Origin of the sequence: Microcystis sp. BLCC-F209 (assembly GCF_041928595.1) — a bacterium.
In the GTDB taxonomy this organism is placed as follows: domain Bacteria; phylum Cyanobacteriota; class Cyanobacteriia; order Cyanobacteriales; family Microcystaceae; genus Microcystis.
The window spans coordinates 1-2,609 of the sequence record NZ_JBHFLL010000098.1 but is presented as its reverse complement, the minus strand read 5'-3'; the positions used below and the strand labels follow the sequence as shown (position 1 = coordinate 2,609).

At 42.1% G+C, this 2,609-nt stretch carries 3 protein-coding genes and 1 pseudogene; 3 read left to right on the top strand and 1 reads right to left on the bottom strand.

The window, feature by feature from the left end:
- Positions 1-217 precede the first annotated feature (217 nt).
- A pseudogene (locus tag ACE1AQ_RS06370) lies at positions 218-313 on the bottom strand (IS30 family transposase); the annotation flags it as partial.
- Between the two features lie 394 nt (positions 314-707).
- On the opposite strand from ACE1AQ_RS06370, the gene ACE1AQ_RS06365 reads away from it, so the two are divergent.
- From ACE1AQ_RS06365 to ACE1AQ_RS06355, 3 genes are all read left to right on the top strand, one after another.
- Positions 708-1,409: a hypothetical protein gene (locus ACE1AQ_RS06365; protein ID WP_106909139.1), complete on the top strand. Its 702-nt coding sequence runs from the start codon at positions 708-710 to the stop codon at positions 1,407-1,409.
- A 164-nt stretch (positions 1,410-1,573) separates the two neighbouring features.
- Entirely contained in the window at positions 1,574-1,954 is a 381-nt protein-coding gene (locus tag ACE1AQ_RS06360; RefSeq protein ID WP_002763221.1) for a type II toxin-antitoxin system RelE/ParE family toxin, read from the top strand.
- Positions 1,951-2,280, top strand: coding sequence for a helix-turn-helix domain-containing protein (locus ACE1AQ_RS06355; protein ID WP_008206581.1), 330 nt, complete (start codon positions 1,951-1,953; stop codon positions 2,278-2,280). The genes ACE1AQ_RS06360 and ACE1AQ_RS06355 overlap by 4 nt, the downstream gene beginning before the upstream one ends.
- Positions 2,281-2,609 lie beyond the last annotated feature (329 nt).

Below are 2,609 nucleotides of genomic sequence, written 5' to 3'. Positions count from 1 at the left end.
CTTCAGTTGAACCCGGGGATGGGGATGATGAAATCTTTCATAATACAGTGAGTTCTTTTCTTCTTCCGTGAATTCTAGGTTAATCATGTTTTTAATGAGTGCTTTGCTTCTAATTATGACTCTTAAACTATATTATTGTCCTTGAGTAAAAAATGCAAGTAGTAGCCGTGCAAAGTATAAGTCTGTCACTCGGTCTACCTCAGCTTGTTTGACGATGAGAGAAATTTGTCCCTTTCGGGAAAAACTGCCGCATGAGACCGTTAGTATGCTCGTTGAGTCCTCGCTCCCAAGAATGGTAAGGATTAGCAAAGTAGCATTTAACTCCTAATTGATGTGAGGAGCTTCGTCTTGGTTTTCCTCTCTTGGTGGTACAAGTCAGGTTACCTTGATGAGCCTCCTCATTGGAAGACTACCCTAGTGGTGCACTTCATTTTTGAATCGGCGTTTGGTTGTTTTCGTCTTCCTAAGTCCAAAAATCGAATTTATCACGGCATTGAATCAAGGGGCGGCGCTATTTATTAATAAAAAAAGGTAGTTCTAGTACATCGCCCGTGACATTTTGTGTCGTATTCAAGCAATTCATACAGTTTTAATCAATTCACACATCAAATCAAACAACCATCTATCAGGGTAATAGCAGAAGCAGAATTGTTGACTCGACTCAGGTAAGCAGTTCTCAAATTCTACAAATTCAATAAGGAGACTTCATGAACTTCAACAAAATTATTTTAGTGACAGGTTTAGCGGTTAGTGGAATTGCTTTAAGTGGTGTTTTTGCTCCAGCTCATGCCGCTTTTTTTCAAAATACTTTCGGATTGAGCGACTCTCATTCAACAATTACATTTGGGTCACAGGACTATCCTGACGGCACCACTATCACCAATCAATACCAAAATCAAGGTGTTGTCTTTTCCCCAAATATGTTTTATTTTTCTAACAATGGTGGTTCTATCGTACCACCCACCCCCCCTGTTTTTGTTGGTGCTGTCGTCACTAACTTTATACCCCATGATGGTACTGTTGCTCCGGTTGTCATATCTTTTACGCAGCCACAAACTGAAGCAGCATTTGCTGTTGGAACACAAAGTGGTACAACAACATATTTTGAAGCTTTTCTAGGCACTAATCTTGTTGATTCATCCGGTGCAACAAATGCCGACTCTTTGTCAAATGACTTCTTCGGATTTAGTGGTATCACATTCGATTCGATAAAAATTTCAGGATCTGTTCGCCTCGTTTTTGCTTTAGATAATATACAACTCCCGACTGCCCCTGTTTCCAGTTCAATTCCTGAACCCTCCTCTATTCTTGGGATTATCGCCTTCGGCACTTTAGGAGCAGGTGCAATTCTCACGCGCAAAATTAAACCATCTAAATCCACTGGAAAAGAACTAGAAAAAGATTCCTAACAATCAGAAAACCCCACAAACGCCCCTTCAATAAGAAAATGAAGGGGTTTATTATTGCCTCAGCCTGAATCGAATGTTGATATTGACCATGCGATGCAACTTCAAGCGATACCGCCGCTCTGTTAATTCCTTGACTGATTATTCCAGTTTGGGTATATTTTTGAATGATCCGAATTTCTAAAAGTATGTCGCGGGAAAAACCCTTGTATTGGGTGGCCTCTGCGAAAAAGGACTACCTGACTTTCCCTGCCGAGGTGCAGGACGATATGGGCTATGCCCTTGGTCTAGCGCAGTTGGGGGGTAAACATCCAAAGGCTAAACCTTGGAAGGGTGAAGGGGCAGGAGTATTTGAGATCGTCGAAGATCATCGAGGCGACACTTATCGAGCGGTCTATACTGTGCGCTTCGCTGAAGTTGTTTACGTTCTGCACGCATTCCAGAAAAAGTCGAAGTCTGGAATCAAGACACCTCAAGAGGATGTAAAGCTTATTGTTGAACGGATGAAACGGGCACAAGCGGATTATGAAAGTAGAGGGACAAAATGAGCTATTTGGAAATTACTCGTGGCACCACAAACGTTTTCGCTGACCTTGGTTATCCAGACGCAACCGAACGGCAAACGAAAACACGCCTAGCCCTGGCCGTTAACGAACTTCTGAAAAGTCGCAAGCTGAAACAGAGGGAGATTGCCATACTGCTTAATATCCCGCAGCCCAAGGTTTCAGCACTAAAAAACTATCGGCTCGATCAATTTTCAGTTGAACGATTGATGGAATTTCTCACGGCATTGAATCAAGACGTCGAGATCGTCATCCGGCCTCGTAGCGATACAAAAGAGGTCGGACATATTTCTGTTCTAGCAGTGCAATAAGAGCAGCAGAGACAAAAAGAGTGGCCTTACCGTCTGTTAAGGGCGGCGCTATTTATTAATAAAAAAAGGTAGTTCTAGTGCATCGCCCGTTACATTTTGTGTCGTATTCAAGCAATTCATACAGACTCAATCAATTCATACAGTAAATCAAACAACCACCCGTTACAGTAATACCAGAAGCAGAATTGTGGCTCTTCGTTACTTGCTATGGTTCGATAGGGGGGCATAAATCGACTCAATCCTTATCTGGCAAGAGATTTAATTGATTAGTTCTCTCTAGAGCGAAAACAGTTGACAAAAATAGCAGCAATGTCTGTCTCTATAAGGGT